Source organism: Pseudomonas marincola (assembly GCF_900116605.1).
Lineage (GTDB): Bacteria > Pseudomonadota > Gammaproteobacteria > Pseudomonadales > Pseudomonadaceae > Aquipseudomonas > Aquipseudomonas marincola.
Map to the genome: position 1 here is coordinate 884,360 of NZ_FPBC01000001.1, position 18,742 is coordinate 903,101.

Below are 18,742 nucleotides of genomic sequence, written 5' to 3' on the forward strand. Positions count from 1 at the left end.
CTGACGGATTGGTGTCGCTGAAAGCCAAGAGTTGAGCACGGCTGAAGGTGGTGCCGCCGACAGTCAGCGAGGCCACGAAAAAGCCCGGCGAAGGAACCACCTCGAAGCTGCCATTGTAGATTTCAGCACTGCCCGCAGCGTTACTGCCGCTGGCCAGATCGGACTCCAGCACAGTACCGCCGTCGGTGCCGACCAGAGTTGGTGTGCCATAAATGTTCAGGGTCAGCGTGGTGACGGCACTGCTGCCGTCGCTGTCGGTGATCTGATAAGTGAAGGTGTCTGTCAGCGACTGCCCGCCGGTGAGCGCTGCGACAACCGGATCATTGTAATCGGGGGTGTAGCTGTAGCTGCCGTCTGCATTGAGGGTGAGGCTGCCGTAAGCGCCGGCCAGCGCGATACCGAGATTGGCCGCGTCCGGCGTTCCGGTTCCGGCAATCACACCACTGACCACGGCACCGGCCGCCACGCTGTCGGCGCCGGTCATATCGGCAACGCCGTCGCTGGTGTCAGGGTCTGTGCCGCCAACGCCGCTGAACACATTACCGTCAGCCACGCTGCTCGGCTGGTTTGGAATATTCAGTACATCATCAGTATCGGGTCGGGCGATTGGCGCATCATCCACAATTGCCAACGCCAGCGTGCCCGCATTGCTGGTCACATCACCATCGATGTTAGTGACGCTGAGCACAAAGCTGTCGTTCACCGCTCCAGCACTGTGGTCGGCGACGCTGGTGAGGGTGTAGGTATAAGTGACAACGCCCGCTGTGTTGTCGTAACCCATTATCACCAGCGTGCCGTTGATGCCGGTAATGCTGATTGGCGTCGTGGCGCTGGCCTGCAATTGCGCCAGCGTCAGCGGGCCTGAGTTGCCCAGACTGAAGCTCTGCAGGTTAGACGCCGGGCCGAGGTTGAAACTGCCGCTCAGGTTGGTTCCGATGCCCGGCGCGGTGCCGGCAGCCAATCCACTTTCGAGCACCGTGCCATCGGTGCCAGCGACTGCGCCATCGCCCAGACCGCTGACGGTAACTTCGTCAGGTACCGCAGTGACGTTGAGCGTGACCGTGGTGGTTTCCGTCACGCCGCCCGAGGTGACGGTGTAAGTGAAACTGGTGACGCCGTTAAAGTTGGCTGCCGGTGTATAAACCATGTCGCCGTTGGCGGTGAACGTCACCGTGCCTTCGCCCGACGGTGGCTGGGTAATCGCCGTGACCTGCGCGCCGGTATTTTCAAAGCTGTCCGCATCGGCGCCGCCAGTTCCGTTGAGCACATTGAAACTGATCGCGGTGTCTTCATTGGTGGTCAGTGTATCGGCGACGATATCCACCACCGGCGTCACTGTAATGTTCACCGTGGCGCTGGAGGTCGCGCCGCTCGGATCTTGCATCACGTAGGCAAAGCTGACTGCGCCGTTGAAGTCGGCTGTCGGGGTGAAGCTCAGGCTGCCATCGGCGGCCACGTTAACCACACCATTGGGCACGCTGATCGCCTGCGCGCCCCCGAGCAACATCACACCATTGATAGACTGGACGCGCAGCACATCGCCGTCGACATCGCTGTCATTGCCCGTCAGATCAAGTGCCAGTGCCTGGCCATCCTCGGCCATGCTGTAGTTGTCATCGACGGCTACGGGCGTATCGTTGGCGCCGTTGATGGTGATGCGCAGCTGCGCCGAGCTGACGTCGCCGTCGGCATCGGTAATCTGATAAGTGAACAGGTCCACCAGACTTTGCCCCGCTTGCAGGGCATTGACGCTGGCATTCTCGTTATCCAGTGAATAGCTGTAACTGCCGTCGCTATTCAGCGTCAACTGGCCATAACTGCCGGTCAGCGTCTCGCCCACAACACTCGGCGCCGCGCTGCCGCCCACCACCACGCCAGTCACCGGGGCCGGAAGATCGGCGCCAAGCGCATCGTTACTGACCACCGAACCGCTGACACTGGCATTCGCGGCATCTTCAGTGATGCTTGCGGCATCATTGCTGAGTACCGGGACGTCGTCGACGATCTCAATGCTCAACAGTTTCGGGTTGCTGGCCGAGCTATTGCCCACGTTGTCGACCACGCTCAATACCAGACTGTCACTGACAGGACCGGCGCTGTGATTGGCGGCTGCAAGCAAGGTAAAGCGATAACTGACGGTGCCCGTGGCAGCGTCGTAGCCGGTGATCACTAGCTGGCCGTGGGTGGTCGCAATCGGGCTGGACTCGCTGGTGTTGAAACCGTTGAGATCACTGACGCTGAATGCGTTGCCATCAACAACCAGAGTTTCCAGTGCGAATTGCCCACTGGCGATGATAAAGCTGCCGCTGAACGCCTCGCCGACACCTGCGGCGTTGCTGCCTAGAGACAGATCGGATTCCAGTACGCTGCCACCATCCGTGCCCAGCAACGTCGGCGTGCCAACGATATTGAGGGTTAACGTGGTGGTCGCCGTATTGCCGTCACCATCGGTGATTGAATAGCTGAATACATCACTGACGGATTGCCCGGCGACCAGGGCGGCCACTGTGGTATTGGCGTAATCGGGCGTGTAGGTGTAACTGCCGTCGGCGTTGAGGGTCAGGCTGCCGTAGGTTCCCGCCACGGCTGTACCGAGATTACCGGCAACCGGCGTACCGGTGCCCGCCACCACGCCGCTGAGCTGCGTCGCGCCGGGGCCGTCGGCGCCGGTCAGGTCGGCCACACCGTCGCTTATATCCGGATCAACGCCGCCCACACCGGTGAACACGTTGCCATCGGCGATACTGCTGGGCTGGCCGGCAATATTCAGAACGTCATCGGTGTCGGCACGGGCGATCGGTGCATCGTCAATGATTGCCACTGCCAGCGAGCCCGCATTGGCTTGGGTGTCGCCATCCAGATCGGTGATGCCAAGCACAAAGCTGTCTGTCACCGCTCCGCCACTGTGGTCCGCCGCCACCAGCAAGGTGTAGGTGTAGCTGACCTCGCCAGTGGTGCTGTCATAACCATTAATCTGCAACGTGCCGTAGGCGCCGTTAACGTTGATTGGCGTGCTGTTTGAGGCTTGCAACTGGGCAAGAGTGAACGGCCCCGAAGCGCCCAGCGTAAAGCTCACCAGATTATCCGCAGGCCCCATATTGAAGGCGCCACTGAGTGAACTGGCCGCAGCATCCGGCGCAGTGCCGCCCGGCATCGCACGCTCAAATACACTGCCATCAGTACCGTTTACCGCGCCATCGCCTAAACCACTGACAACCACTTCGTCCGGCTGCGCGATCACGTTAACGGTCACCGTGGTGGTTTCCGTTACGCCGCCCGAAGTCACCGTGTAACTGAAACTGGTGACGCCATTGAAGTTCGCCGCCGGGGTGTAGGTCATCTCGCCATTGGCACTGAAAGTAACCGTGCCCTGCCCGGCCGGCGGCTGAGTGATCGCGACCACCTGTGCGGCGGCGTTTTCAAAGTTATCGGCATTCCCGCCGCCCACGCCCGTGAGCACGTTGAAGGTGACCGGCGTGTCTTCGTTGGTGCTCAGCGTATCCGCCACAATGTCGGCGACAGCACTGATGGCGATGCTCGCGCTGCTGGTTGTATTCAGCGTGCCATCTGAAACATTGAGGGTCAGCGTGGCGCTGCCGTTGTAGTCGGCCACCGGCACAAAACTCGGCGCCGCAGCACTTGCCAGATAGGCGTTCAGATCCGCCAGTGAGCCGCTCAGCACCAGCGTGCGAGTACCGGAACCGCTAACGCTAACGCCACCGCCTGCGACCGCCAGTAACGTGCCGCCAGTGGCCGGCACGCTGAGGGTCAGCGTTATAGTGCTACTGCCGGCATCAACGTCGCTGAGCACAATCGCGCTCAAAATAACCGGCACATCTTCAGCCGTTGCGTAGGCGGCAGGCTGGGTGACGGTTGGCGCATCGTTCACCGGAGTAACAATGATGGTGACCGTGGTGGTTTCCGTCACGCCGCCCGAGGTGACGGTGTAGGTGAACGTGGTGCTGCCGTTGAAGTTGGCGGCCGGGGTGAATGTCATGTCGCCATTGGCGCTGAACGTGACCACGCCATTGGCCGGCTGGGTAATGGCCGTGACCTGCGCGCCGGGGTTTTCGAAGGTGTCGGCGCTGGCACCGCCCGCTCCGGTGAGCACGTTGAAATTGAGCGGTGTGTCTTCGTTGGTAGACAAACTATCGGCGACGATATCCGCCACCGGCGTAACCGTGATGCTGACTGTACCGCTGGCTGTCGCCCCGTTGGAGTCTTGCATCACGTAGTCGAAATCCACGGGGCCGTTGTAATCTGCGCTCGGCACAAAACTCAGGCTGCCATCGGCGGCCAAATTAACCGTGCCGTTGAGCACGGCAATGCTTTGTGCGCCACCGCTGAGCGACACGCCATCGATCGAGAGGATACTCAAACTGTCGCCGTCAATATCGGTGTCGTTGGCCAATAAATCGAGCGCCAGCGGCGCGCCATCTTCAGCCATGCTGTAGACATCATTCGTGGCCAACGGCGCATCATTCAGCGGAGTCACCACAATGTTGACGTTGGCCGTGGCGATTAGGCCGCTGCCATCGGTCATTTCGTAGGCAAAACTCAGCGAGCCATTGAAGTTGGCATCCGGGGTAAAGCTGATCACTCCCGCCACAATGTTAACCGTGCCATTGGGCACCGCGATGATCTGGTCCGCGCCGGTCAGCGCGACACCATTTATCGACACCAGACTCAGGCTGTCGCCATCGACATCGGTGTCGTTCGCCAACAAATCCAGCACCAGAGCGCTGGCGTCTTCACTCATGCTGTAGTTGTCATCGACCGCCAGTGGCGCATCATTAACCGGGGAAACCGGGCCGAGAATCAGGTCTGCGCTGGCCGTGGCATTGCCGTCGGTGATGGTGTAAGTCGCCACCGGCACCGGCCCGTTGTAGTCCGCGGCCGGGGTAAAGGTATACGCGCCATTGGCGTTCAGGGTCAGGCTGCCGACATTGGCAATCACCGCGCTGTCACCGGCGTTATAAACCGTGGAATCTCCGGCGATAACGAAACTGACCACGCTGAGCGTATCGCCATCCGCGTCGGTGTCGTTGCCGAGAACATTGCCGCTCAGCGGCGTGTCTTCCACCACCGTCGCACTGTCGTCAACCGCAACCGGCGGGGTATTGCTCGGGGTCACGGTAACGCGTGCAACGGCGGTTGCCGAACTGGCGCCAGTGCTATCAGTGAGGATAAAGCTCAGTGCGCGCACACCATCGGTGGCAGCGGTCAGGGTATTGCGATAGCGAATGCTGCGCACCAGCGCATCGACACTGGCCTGCGGCATGATCGCCCCGCCGTTGCCGCTGATCACAAATCCCAGCGCCAGGCTGTAGCTGACATCAAAAGTACTGCCGCCAATCGTGACTTGCTGGCTGCTGTCGGTGCCCAACGCGAAGTCGACACCTGCCACGCTGATGATCTCGTTATTGCCATCCACCACGCCGGCCAGGCTGATAGTCAGTTGAGTCAGGTCGTTGTCACCCAGATCGCTGGCATCGGCGCTGCTGCTGGCGACGGCAATCGAGGGCGAAGCGGCGAGATAACCCACCGCATTATCACGGGACGGATCATCAACCGAGGCCGCCGAGTTAAGGTCGATAATCGGCGTGCTCTGGTTGTCGCGATAATCAAAATCCGCCACCAACGGCACGGCACCCGCGCCATTGGCGGCGGTGTCCCTGTCGCTGTCCGCGAAGTTGAAACTAGTGCCATTGAGGTTGAAGTCGTTAACGTTGTAGCCATCGTTAACGTCTGAGCCCTCAAAGATATCCAGCAGGCCATCGCCGTCGGTATCAGTCAGGTCGGTGAGCGACGTAGGCGCGCCATCACCGCGCTCAACGATGTCTGCGATGCCATCGTTATCGCTGTCGTCATCCAGATAATCGGGAATGTCATCCGGCACGGCGGTGCCCGCATCGGTATTAACCGGTATCAGGCCCACACTGGCAGCAGCGTTTGGATTAGTGGTGTCGGCATCGTAGTTGTCATCGAGGCCGTCACGGTCGATATCGACCATCGCTGTGCCCTGTCCGGAAGGGGCGATATAACCGGCGGTAGTTTGCGCCTCGACGTTGTCAGTGATGCCATCCTTGTCGCTGTCCAGATCCAGGCTGTTGAGGTAACCGTCATCATCGTAGTCGCCATTGGTATTGCCGTTGGCGCCGGGGGCGTAGTTGATTGATGGCTTGCTGTTGGTCAGGCCGAGTTCACGAATCTGAAAGTTTGGATTGGCCTGTGGACCACTGGTATAAACCTCGCGCACCACAACGCTGAAGCCGCCCACGTTGCTGTACGTCAATCCTGAGGTGAAGGTGTATACGCGATAACCCACCGAGTCGCTGTTATCCAGATCCACCAGCGTTTCAGTCGCCAACAACGCACCATTGATGTCGAAGATTTTCACATCCACGGTTTTCAAACCGTCGCCCACAACACCAATGTCGTTGGCCAGGTAAAACCCGTCCACGGTAATCCCACCCGCCCCTGCCGGCGCCGCCACGCTCAATTCAACTGGCGTGGTGAGCACGGTGTAGCCGGGAAAATTGATGCCATTGGCCGGATCAGCGCGAAACACCGGGGTGTCATTGACGCCGTCAAACACCTCACCAAGCGTGCCAGTGCCAACTGAACCACCCACAATTACGGCGGTATTGCTGTCCCAGAATGAGGGGCCGATGTAGTTCATGCCGGGGCCAAATGCGCTCAGTTGCGGCGACTCGACGATGTCGAGAATGCCGTCGTTGTCGTCATCAATATCGGCAACATCGGCGACGCCATCGCCATCGGTGTCGACCATGCGAATCACCGCGGTGGCCACGTTGGATGCCGTCGGCGCTGTCGCCGATACCGCAGACACCGTGATGGTGCGGTCCGCCGTATCGCTGGAGGTGGTTGAGAACCAGATCTGCCTGAGTGCCTGTTGATAATTGGCCAACGAACTGTTGCCGGTGAGCGACAGCACGCCGGTGGTCGGGTTATAGGTGACGGAAATACCGGACGGCACCAACCCATAAAGCGCCAGCGTGTCGGCCGTGGTGGGATTGGATAACGTCACGGTCATCGAAACCAGATTGTTTCCTTCCGGGTCCGTCACCGATATGGCTTCACCGAGTTGCACCGGCAATTCACGGTGATTGACCAGCGATCCGGTGCCCGCCGCACCCGTATCCAGGTCGATAAGCGGCGCATCTGGCGCGGGCGAAATCGTCACCCGCACGTTAGCGGTTTCAGTTACACCACCACCCGAGGTGACGGTGTAGCTGAAGTCCACCGTGCCGTTGAAGTCGGCTGCGGGAGTAAATGTGAGAGTCTGGTCAGCGTTGAGCACGACACTGCCGTTAGTCACGGCCATCGCCGGGCCGCCCGCGCTGATGGCCTGACCGTCTACCGCACTGATAAAACGCGTCGGGTCTTCGAATGTGTCGTTCGCCAGAACCGCAATCACCACCGGCGTGTCTTCAGCGGTGGTCGCGGTGTTGGCGACAATATCGGCAATCGGATTAACGGTGATCGCCACCGTGTCGGTGGCAATGGAGAAGGCTGTGGTTCCGCCATTGTTGCGCGTGTCTGCTTTATCGCCCGCCACGCCGCTGCTCAGGTCCCAGGCCCGCACGGTGAGGCCATCCAAAACGCTGCCGTTGAAGTCGGCATTAGGCCGGAAAAACACCCGCCCAGATGAGGCGCCAGCCCCCGCTTGTATCAACAGCGCACTGGCCTCGGAAACCGCACCGACTACCTGCCAACTGGCGCCGTTATTGAGGCTGAAATACCAGGTGCCGTTACTTGAGTTAGTGCCAATAATGGCCAGCCCGTTGGAGTTGTTGTTGTCGATGTCCGACACACCGCTCATCAACCCGGCGATGGTCTGCCCCATTGCTCCACTTGGCGCAGGCGTTGGCTGATTCTGATTAAGGTCCTCATTGAGGGTCGGCATCGTCAGGTTGGCAGCCGGATTAAGCACCGGCGCATCGTTGACCGGATTGACCGTTACCGCGATGGTTTCCACGGTGGTGGAAAACGCGGTGGTGCCACCGTTAGGCGAGATCGACACCTTGCTGCCCGCGACGCCGCTGGTCTGATCCCAGGCGCGGAAACTCAGGGCTGAGTTGCCGGCATTGCCGGTGAAGTCGGTCTTGGGCACAAAGAACAGTCGCGTCTGGCCGTTGTCGGCCAACAGCAATGCGCTGTTATTACCCACAGTCCCTATCTGCGCCCAGGTCGAGCCGTTGTTGGTGCTGTAATACCAGGTGCCATTGGTCTCGACGCTGGCAGTGACCGCGATGCCTTTTACCGCACCGGCGTCGATGTCACTGATGCCACCGGTGAAACTCGACAGCAACGCGCCCACCGGCCCAACGGGTGCAAGTGAATCTTCATTGACCGTGAGCGTAAGCACCGGCGCGGTATCAAGCAGCGGCGCATCATTGACCGGCGTAACCGTGACTTGCACAACATCGGTCGCGGTTGAAAAAGCGCTGCTGCCGCCATTGATGCTGGTGTCGGCAACGCCGCCCGCAGACCCGCTGGTAGTGTCCCAGGCGCGGAAGGTTAAACCGGCGGTCATGTCGCCGTTAAAGTCCGAGTTCGGCCGGAAGTACACCCGCGCAGTGGTGTTACTCAGCAACAAGCGCGCGCTGACATCCGACACCGAGCCCAAGGCAAACCAGTTGGAACTGTTGTTGGAATACCACCACGTGCCATTGCTGGTATCCGCCCCGGTGATCGCAATGCCTTGGACCGCGCCGCTGTCGACATCAGTGATGCCGCCGACCAGGCTGGACACCAGCGTGCCCGCAGTACCGGAAGGTGGCCCGGCATCTTCCACCTGAGTGATGACCAATGGCGTATCGGCCAGCACCGGCGCATCGTTGGTGGGCGCCACACTGATGGTGGTCGTGGCAATGGCGGAGTCCAGATCTCCGTCGTTGATGCTCACTTGCACGGTCCGGTTGACCGTGAGGGGATCATCCCCGGCCGCAGAGAAGGTAATACCCTGAATCGCCGCGTTGTAATCCGCCTTGCTGGCCGTGCCGCTGAGGGTAATCGTGATGACGCCGGACACCGACGTATCAACCACCGCGCTGATACCCGCTGGCAATGCGCCGACATTGAGCACATCACCCGCTTGCGCGTTGGTCAGCACGATACGCGCCGACTCGATGTTCTGATCACTGAGATCGCGCACCGTGCTGTCCGTGTCGGCAATCGAAATGGCGGGGCCATTCTCGGTGTAAACGGTGCTGAAATCGACGCCGGCGGTAGCGTCATTGGCCACTGCCGAACTGGTCGACAGCAGGCTGATGTTATCCACCCTTACAGTCGTTACGCTAGCGCCTGTGGGTGTCATGCTCAGGACCAAATCGCCCTTGGCTGCCACATCGCTCGGGAGATTGATCTGTATGGTTGCCACGCCCCACGTGCCAGACACGCCCGGCGCCAGAGTGTCCGGCGAACCCGTAGCACCATTGAGATATTGCAACGTACCCACGCCACCCGGAACGGTGGTCAGCCGTGCGTAAACCACACCGCCCACGGACACATCAAAGATGACCGCCTCGCCCCCGTTATCTGCCCACGCCAAGTCGAGAGACAACACCGCTGCACCGCTGGGCGCGTCGCCCGAACTCCAACCATTGATCGCGCCTTGGGTAAGCGTTGCATCACCGTCGAAGCGTATGCCGCGACTCTGACCGCCACCGCTGGTTTCTGAAATCGCGCCCTGAGTTTGCCAGCCGTTGAAGTTATTGTTCCGGCCCGACTGCAAATTACCATTGCTGATCTGCTCGGTCGGCGTGTTGCCCGAGTTAAGGTCAACTTCCGGCGGGTCATTGATCAGGATCAGCAACGTGTCGCTGTCTGTTAACTCACCGCCAGTGCCGGTATTTGCTGCATCATTGCTGAGCATGGTCAGTTGCACCGGGCCTTCGAAAACGGTCGGCGCATTGAAGGTCACCCCCCCAGCCAGCTTGGCATTGATACTGGCGAGCGTGCCGGTAAGCAGCACCGAAGCACTGTTATTTCCTGCCAGACTGACGCCACCCCCGCTGGTCACGCTGAGCGTGCCACCGGTAACACTCAGGCGAACGTTAAAGCTGTTGGCATCACCTGCATCCAGATCCGCCACCGACAAACCGGTCAGCAGCAAACTGCTGCCATCGGTCACTGAATAACTGGCTGGCAAGGTATTGACCGGCGCATCGTTTACAGCCACCACCGCGATGGTGCTGGTGACGACTGCCGAGTTGACGCTGCCATCGTTTACGCTGAACTCGATGGTGCGACTGACCGTGCTGGGTGCATCGCTGCTGTTGGCAAAGGTGATACCGCGCAGCGCTGTTGCATAGTCGGCTGTGCTGGCAATACCGCTGAGATTGATGACAATTTGCCCGGCAATGGAGGTGTCGACGGTTGCAGTGATGCCCGCCGGCAACGTGCCAAGATTCAGCGCATCACCGGCTTGAGCATTGGTCAACACAATGGTCGCCGCGCTGAGATCGGCACTGTCGGCGTCGACGATACTGGCCGTGGGAGCCGTCACCGCGACCGGGCTGCCATTCTCGGTAAATGTCGCGGAATAGGAGTTGGCCCGCGACAGCACGCTGATGTTATCGACCTGAAAATCATCGGCGCTGCCACCCGTTGCCGAGAAAAAGAACCGCAGCGTGCCGGTGTCGGCAACCGTGCCGGGCAGCTGGATACGCACGGCATTGTTAACCAGTGCGTCGAGGGTCGCCGGTGAACCTGTAGCGCCGTTAAGGTATTCGATGGTGGCGACCGAGCCATTGTTAACTGCCGTAATCGCGCGCGCATAAACCACGCCACCAATGGAGATTTCCAGCGTTGCCGGCACTGATGTATCGCCCGGCACACCGCCCGAGTTGTTCCAGCTTAAATCCAGCGTCAGCGTCGCCGCCCCCGAGGGGCTGTCACCGACACTCCAACCGCTGATCCCAGTCTGCTCAAGGAAACCGGTGACGTTATTTTCGCGGAAGTTATAGCGCTGGCGTGTGGCATCGTAGGCGCCGGCATTGCCACCCCGATTCCAGCCGGCAATATTGCTATCAAGCGTGCCGTTGGTGATCAGCTCGGTGCTCACCGTGTCCGAGTTTAAGTCGATCACCGGCACATCGTTTACCGCCGTTACGGTGACGGTGGCGGTACGCGCCGCTGAGGTCGCACCCGTGTCATCGGTAACGGCAACGCTGATCAGCCGGTCAAGGGTTGCGGGCGTTTGCGAGTTGGAAATAAACGCCAGGGACTGAATCGCAGTCTGATACGCCGCGACGCTTTGGTTCCCGGTCAGAGTCATGGTGAAGCTGGCGGCATCGTAGTGAAAACTCAGGCCATCGTTGATCGCGCCGCTGAAAAACAGCACATCGCCGGCCTGGCCATTAGTGATGCTGAACGTGGCACTGGACATCAACCCGCCGTCGACATCGGTCAGGGTCGCGGCCGGGGCAATCAGCACAAAGCTGCCCTCGGTGTTGTTGGCGGTAACATCGACCCCAGCGCCTGCGCCATTCAGATCAAGCTCGGGCGGCGCTAGCAAATGGTCCCAGTCGACCGCGCTGATCGCGAGGGCTTCGATGCTGCCGGTGGCGTATTCAAGCTGCCAGTCACCACCCAACCGCGCGGCGCCAGTGTCATCAATCGAAGCGGCGACATCCGCGCCAGTCAGCGCCGCCAGCAGCGCGACAGACTGCTCGCCAGCCGGGCCGGCGGCAAAGTCGCAGCCATAAAGTAAAATATCGCCCTCTGCGCTCAGACTCAGGCCGATGCTGGCCAGTTCATCGCTGTATTCAGCCTGCATGCTCGCGGCACTCAAGCTGGCACTGCCCAGTTGCAACTGCCCCGCCGTACTGTGGCTGAACACATGGATCGCCCTGATATCGCTGCGCCCGGCCAGCGTTTGCGCAATCTGTTCAACACCGTCTTGGCCAGCCTGCAACACGTGCACTTCGGCGTCCGGGCCGAACGACTCAATCAGTGCCTGTGAGTCGGCAACGGCGCTGTCGACAAAATAAACCTGGATGCCCGAATCGGCGCCCGACTGAGCCGATGCGACCTCGGCCTGCGTATCGGTAACGGGCTGCGGTTCAATGCTGGCATGCGCCGCGGGATCAGCCGGTTGTGCGTTGCTACGCTGCTCGGTCGGGCCCGGACTACTGACAGCAGGGTTGGACGCCAGCGCGGCCATCAACTCATGGTTGGCATCTTGGGCAGGCTCGGGGGCGGCGGGCGCGGACTGCTCACTGACGGTGGTAGCAACCGTTACGGCGGCGGCATCGAGCAACACACGCGGCTCCAGCGCACGCATTTGCAAGGATGCCGCGAGTGCCGATTTACGGCTCGGCGCGGCGCTGTCTGAAGCTGAGTTACGAGTGCCTTTGAACATGCTGTTATCCCTGAATGTTCGGTGTCCCGCCATCGCACGGGGGTGTCGGCTTTACGCCGCGCTCTCGCGTATCAATACCCGCATGACACGGCTGAACATGCGCAGCGCCAGGCTCTGCCAATCGCCACGCAACTGAATCTCGCCACGCACCTCAGTCAGCGGTGGCGTTGCTGGCAACTGGCTGACCTGCGCCGCCACTTCGAACACCGCGTATTCGGAACGCGGTGCGTTGCGGTCCGCACGCGCCGCCACGGTGCCGCCATGGGTTGAGGCCAGCAGCCAGTTGTCCAGCGTGTCGGACGCAGCAGCGGCAATGCGCTTGACCTGGACAGCCAACGGCGGATCGCGAAATTGCTCATCAATGAACTGGCCCTGCTCACCCACCTGCACACGGGCCAGATCTTCGCTGTCGAGATAGCCGCGCACTTCCAACTGCTGCGGCTGAGCTATAAGCACCAATTGCGTGGTGGCATCGACCCAGCGCCCGGCATGCAGCTCGGGCGTCAGCTCCATCACCACGCCATCAATTGGCGCACGCACCACAAGTCGCGCCCGTTCGCGCTCAAAGCCCAGAATCCGGTCACGCTCCAGACGCAACTCGCGGCCAAGCACCAAACTCTCAGACAAATCCCGCGAATCCGACACCCCGCGGTCGAGGCGCGAGACCAGTAGTTGTTCGCGTTTGCGAGCGTTCTCCAGTTGCTGTTCAAGCTCCGGCGCCGACAACTGCAAGATCACTTGCTGCGCCCTCACCGTTTGCCCGGGAGCAACCAGCACCTGTTCGATGCGTGCGGGGCGCGGAGCAAATGCAGGCACTTGCTGCGCAGCGGTGAGCACGGCCGGAATGCGCACCATATACGGCCAGGGCAACAGAAAAGCGAGCAGCAACAACGCCCCGAGTAACACGCTGGTGCGCCCGCGCGCTGTGGCTTCCTGACGCCGTGAAAACCAGACTTTCAACTCGCGCCAGATAGGCAGAACGATGAACCAGCCGAGCTCGACCGCGAACATGAAAATGCCCAGCACCTTGAAGAAGAAGTGGTACACCAGCAAGGCAATGCCGAGGAACAGGAAGAAGCGATACAGCCAGGTTGCAAAGGCAAACACGATAAGCCCGTAGCGCTTTCTCGGGCTGGCAAATTCAGGTTGCTCATCGCCATAACCAAACAACACTTCACGCAACCACCAGCGGCCCATGGCGAACGAGCGTTCTTGCAGATTGGGCACGCCGATCAAGTCGCTGAACAGGTAATAACCGTCGAAGCGCATCAGCGGATTGAGGTTAATCGCCAGGCTCAATACCCAGCCGGTTGTGGCCAACACAAACGCCACATGGCGCAGTGCGCCGTCGGGCAGGAACACCCAAAACAAAGTGGCGATTACCGCAATCAGTAACTCCACGGCCATGCCTGCCGCGTCAATCAGTACCCGCTGACGCCGCGAGGCCAAGCGCCAGGCATCGGTGGTGTCGGTGTAGAGCACCGGAAACATCACAATCAGCGCGACGCCCATGCTCGACACATACGCGCCCATTCGCGCGGCGGTATAGCCATGCCCAAGCTCGTGCAAGGCTTTGACCAGCGCCAGACTGATGCCAAACGTCGCCACTCCGGCCACACTGAACAAATCTGGCAAGGTGCTCAGAAACCGCTCCCATTGCTGCGACACCAGATACAGACTGAGCAGCGCCAACGCCGCGACGCAGCACCAGAAACGGCGACTGAACATGAACTCAACATAAGGCAGCGTGCGCCGCAGGAAGCGGTCTGGCTGCACCAGCGGCACCTTGAGAAACAGGTAGCCGTGCAAGGCCTTGCTCAACAGTGAGCGTTCACGCGCCGCCTTGGCCTGACGCACACGGGCGTAGGTGGCACCCGGCACCGCCTGAACCAGTTCATGCTTTTGCAGAAAACCGATAACGTCGCCAATCAGCCCGGCACTAACTTCGCGACCCAGTTGCTGCTTAAGACGCTGACGCAATCGGCCTACGGTGCCAGCAGACCAGTGCGCCAGAATGTCTATGTAAAGTTGTTCGACCTCATAAAAACGCTGCGCCAGCGGGTCATGGATCTTCCAGTAGCCAGCTTGTGCGGCGCCACTGGCGCTGCCTTGGATCAGCCGCAAGTCCTGACGCAGTGGCGGCAGTTGCTGCTCGTCCGGATCAGGGCGCTCGCTCATCGCTAGATCCCCGACCATTGGCGCAGGGCAACGATTGGCCGACGGAACAGGTAATAAAACAGCGAAACCTGCTCGCCATACACCCGCGCCGTGCCGCGCAAACCCAGCCGCGAAATATTGTCTGCCGCCTCTGGCGCGCGGGCGCTTACGGCAAAGCTGGCAACACCGGCGGGATCGGTTTCGGCTTTGTATGCGGCCCGCACCACTTGCGCTTCAATCGGTTGCAGGGGCGCGGCGTCGAGGAACACTTTAACCCGCGCTGCGTCGCGCAAATTGACCGCATCGGCGACTGCAACCTGAAGTTTGAACTCCACTTGCTGCGGGTTGGCGACCTGCATGATCGCCTCGCCAACAGCTACCGGCCGCCCCACCCAATCGCGCGGATCACCGTACAAAGCCACGCCGGCCTGCTGCGCGGTAATCACCGATTTATCCAGCATGGCCTTGGCAAAATCGCGCTCGGCCCGCGCCACCTGCGCCTCGGTTTGCGCCACCGCCAACTCACGCTTGGCACTGGAGTCACCAATCGAGGCCTGTTGATAGCGAAGCATCTTGGCCCGCGCCACCTGCAGCTTTTGCTCGGCCACTTCAAAGTCGCTGCGCAGCGCCGTGTCGACCAACTGCACCAGCGGCTCGCCAATATTCACCGCAGTGCCGGGCTGAACCACAATTCGCTCGACCACACCCGCCACGGGCGCAGCCACTACAAACGGCGCGCGCGCCACAACTTCTACTGGCGCCAGAGTCATCAGCGGGACTTTGACCAGCGCCAACACCAGAGCCAGCAATAATGCCAATCCGGCAAAAGCTGCCGTGCGCGATTTGTGCCGTCGCCATGCCGGTAACGGCTGCGCGCGCCCGGCAATGGCCAGCGCGCCATGGGCATAGGCCTGCGCCAAGCGGCTGGCCAGGGTAATGTGCTGCTCCTCCCATGCGTGATCGGCTGCCAACAACCAGCCCACACCCAGCGCTGTACCGCCGTCTTGCAACGGCAGCCACAACAAATGGCGCAATGCAGCCTGCTCAGTGCAGGGGTCATGCTCATCCGCGTACTGCGGCAACTCAAATGATTCTGGCTGCAAGCCACCGTCGCTGCTCTGCGTGAGTTTCTCAACCAAACGCTGATACCAAAGCACCATCGGCGCATCACGTTGCACCTCAGCCAGACCGCTGATCGCCAGCACCCGCCACGCCGACGTCGACTTGCCGCGCAACGAGGCTCTGGACTCGAGCACCAGCGATTCGCCGAAGGGAATGAGCACCGCGCTTTCATTGACCAAATGCTGCCAGAGTGCGTCGCGCTGCAAACAGCTGCGCAACTCACCTTCTATACGGATCAGGTGCGCCGCATTGACTGAGGTGGCTGTCGGGCTGGCACTTTGCGCCTCGGCTGCGCGCGCCCGAGAGGCCAGGAACTCGTTGGCATCGACGAGCTTGCGCGACGCCGCACCAACTGTGGTGGCGTCAGTGCCGGTGGCACGTTGCTCGTCCGAGGGATTCATGGGCTTGATTCTGATTCTGGGGTCACGGCCGTCAGTGCATTCATGCTGGACTGGCCGCTCATGCCAGGCAGCACTTGCGCGGGAACATCAGCCACGGTGCTGATGACTTTGATAGTTTGGCTGACCGGATCGACTGCCGCCGAAACGCGGCTGACCTTGGCATTAAGGGTGTCGCCGGTTTCATCTACGGTGAAGGCCACCGTCGAGCCATTCTTGAGCCAGCGCAACCAGCGCGAAGGCACCACCATGTGCAACTCCAGCGGGCCGTCACTGACAATATGAATCAACGGCTCATTGGCTGGCGGGGTTTCACTGGTGCGCGCCAACGTCTCAACCACGCGCCCGGAGAATGGCGCCAGCACCTTACAGCCGAGCATGCTCTGCTCAATGGCCCGCGCCTGCGCTGAACGCTCTTGCCCCTTGAATTTGGCGATGTCGGCATCGGCGCGGCCGGTGGCGCCCATGCGCAGCAACTCATCCTGTACATCCGAATTACGCGCTTCGGCTGCTGCGCCCGCCCGCGCGGCAGACAGCTCAGCCGTTAGCCGTCCGCAATCGAAACTGACCAGCAATGCACCTTTGGCAAAGCGGTCACCCTCGCGCAATGGCATCTCAGTAATGCGCGCAGAAATGGGGCTCGAGAGCACAGCTTCCTGTTCCGCTTTGAGCACGCCGCGCGCCACATTCAAGTCGCCCTCTGCCCACACGCGAGGCAGCACAAAGCTGGCCACTGTGGTCAGCAGCACCAGCGGCCACAGCCGACGTTTCACAGGGCCTCCACTTGGGCCAGAGCATCACCCCGCCCGGCCCACAGTCTGCGTAATTTGCCTGCGAGCACGTCCACCGAATCGGCACTGCTCATGGTGGGATCTATCGGGTCGATCCCGATGGAGGCATAGACATTGGCGTAGGCATTTTGCAGGTCGGCCAACGCCATATCCATGCGCACCTCAGCCACGACCGAGTTCATTTGCTCGCGGATCAAGGTTTGCTGGCTGACACTTTCAGCGCGATAACCGGCATCAATCTGCGCCTCGATCTTGCGTTGCACGCGCAAATAGCGCTCTGCGGTATTGAGCTCACGCTTGCGTAATTCATACCGCGCCTGGCTGACGGATAACTGCGTGGCCACGGCCATGGTCAAGGCCAGCGCACGCTCATCAAGCAACTGCGCCTGAGCATCGATACGATCCCGGTCTGCACCGTAGCGGAATACGTTAAGCAGGTTCCAACTGGCCTGAGCGCCCCAGCCGGTCCAACTGCTGTTGTACAGATAACTGTTGTCATTGACGTTAGCGCCAACGAACAACTTCAGACTGGGCAATGCACGCAGCAACGTGGCGGTGGTTTCACGCTCGTTGCTGCGCATCTGGTAGGCCACTTCACGCAGCTCAGGACGGTTCTCGACCGCCAGCCGCAGCATTTGGCTGTACGGCTGATCAATGCTCTTCCACTCTTTTGGCTCAGCCGGGAATTTAATGCTGTAATCCTGGCCCGGCTCAAGATTCATCAGGCCTGCCAATTGCTGCTTGGCCACACCCAGCTCGCGCGCCAGCGACTGCACATCGCGACTGATCGTCAGCAGTTCGCGCTCATAACTCAAAGCCACCAACGGTCGGGTCAGCCCGCTGGACTCCTGCTCCTCTGCTTGCTTCAAGGCCGCTTCGGTGGTGCGTTCAAGTTCCAGGGTCTTGCCCAACATGCGCTCGGCACAGGCTGCACGCCAAAAAGCTGTGCGCACATCTTCGACAATCCGCTGGATGACTTTGCGCTTACGCTCTTCGGCAAGCATGACTGCGTCACCGGCTTGCTGTGCGCGGACGTACGACAAGCCAAAATCAAGCACATCCCAGCTCAGCGCCAAGTCACTGGCCAGCACTTCACGGTCACTGGAGGTGGACGGTTCGAGGGACTGCTGGCCCGTTAACAAGGAACGGCTACTGCCACCGGAGTCGTTGCTGCGGCCGTTGTAATCGAGGGTGCCGACCAGCCGGGGCAACATGTCGTAGCGGCTCAGATCCAGTTCCCGCACACGCACCGCGTGCTCCATCATTTCCACCCGGTAATCGAGGTTGTACTTGATGGCACGGGCCATAGCCGAATAAAGGTCGATGGGGGCGGTTACAGGCTCTTGCTGGGCGGCGACACGCTTCAACAGGTCATCAGCGCGCTGCTGGTGCTCTTGCTCACTCAATGATTCGGGTTTGACGCTGCAGCCACCAATAGCAGTGCTGAGCAATAAGACGGCTAAAGCAGTTCTGCGATGCCTGAGTGAAAACATGTGCACACTATCCATTGATACATCTGCTCCTAAAGCGCCGCCCGTTGCCGCCGCAACAGACCGTATGAACACTTACGCAAAGCACACAGCAGATCTTCCCCAGCGAAATCGCCTGCCCCTCCTGCATCAGCAGTTCGAGACGGCCACCAAGCGTTGCTACAGGCGAATCTACATCTAAGCCACTTGTTCGAAAGTGTTAGCGACGGGGTGAAATGCTGCCAAGTGAACTGGCTGCCAACTGCATTTCAGATGATTGAAAGTCGTCACATGTATTACGTCAGAACAGCACAGGAACAATTCATTGGCAAATTGGCAAGCACAATTAGGCACTAATTAATTGGTTATAAAAGCTCGGCTATATTCGTCGAAAACAAACTCAAAAGTGGCACA

At 60.4% G+C, this 18,742-nt stretch carries 4 protein-coding genes and 1 pseudogene; all 5 read right to left on the bottom strand.

Annotation, left to right across the window (positions count from 1 at the left end):
- Positions 1 to 214 precede the first annotated feature (214 nt).
- Positions 215 to 12,424, bottom strand: a pseudogene (locus BM395_RS23535) (tandem-95 repeat protein); the annotation flags it as partial.
- Between the two features lie 18 nt (positions 12,425 to 12,442).
- Entirely contained in the window at positions 12,443 to 14,569 is a 2,127-nt protein-coding gene (locus BM395_RS04185) for a site-2 protease family protein (protein ID WP_170860545.1), read from the bottom strand.
- Between the two features lie 2 nt (positions 14,570 to 14,571).
- On the bottom strand, positions 14,572 to 16,071 hold the full coding sequence (locus BM395_RS04190) for an efflux RND transporter periplasmic adaptor subunit (RefSeq protein WP_090509036.1): 1,500 nt from the start codon (positions 16,069 to 16,071) through the stop codon (positions 14,572 to 14,574).
- Positions 16,068 to 16,841, bottom strand: coding sequence for an efflux RND transporter periplasmic adaptor subunit (locus BM395_RS04195; RefSeq protein ID WP_090509037.1), 774 nt, complete (start codon positions 16,839 to 16,841; stop codon positions 16,068 to 16,070). Before BM395_RS04195 ends, BM395_RS04190 begins: the two co-directional genes overlap by 4 nt.
- Positions 16,838 to 18,352, bottom strand: a complete 1,515-nt coding sequence (locus BM395_RS04200; protein WP_090509225.1) for a TolC family protein — start codon at positions 18,350 to 18,352, stop codon at positions 16,838 to 16,840. Before BM395_RS04200 ends, BM395_RS04195 begins: the two co-directional genes overlap by 4 nt.
- Between the last annotated feature and the right edge of the window lie 390 nt (positions 18,353 to 18,742).